Below are 229 nucleotides of genomic sequence, written 5' to 3'. Positions count from 1 at the left end.
AAGGTACATAAAATGGGGATAACTTACGCGGTCCACTATTAAGTAGTTTTATATGGTTTTCTTCAATAAGCGTTAAACCACCAATACCTGAACCCACTGCTACGCCAATACGCGTCGCGTTTTGTTCAGTTACTTCAAGGCCTGAATCTTTAAATGCTTGGATCCCCGCGGCAATGCCGTATTGAATAAATAAATCCATTTTTTTAGCATCTTTTGCTGGCATATAAGC

General features: G+C 39.7%; 1 protein-coding gene. It reads right to left on the bottom strand.

Annotated elements, in window-relative coordinates; all coding sequences use genetic code 11:
• Positions 1-229: beta-ketoacyl synthase N-terminal-like domain-containing protein (locus tag AAEY83_RS19085; RefSeq protein WP_351061867.1), on the bottom strand; the 229-nt coding region annotated here is incomplete at both ends.

It is taken from the genome of Psychrobacter sp. TB20-MNA-CIBAN-0197, assembly GCF_040309765.1.
Taxonomy (GTDB): domain Bacteria; phylum Pseudomonadota; class Gammaproteobacteria; order Pseudomonadales; family Moraxellaceae; genus Psychrobacter; species Psychrobacter submarinus.
The sequence above is the reverse complement of the archived record's forward strand: the minus strand, read 5'-3'. Positions and strand labels throughout refer to the sequence as shown.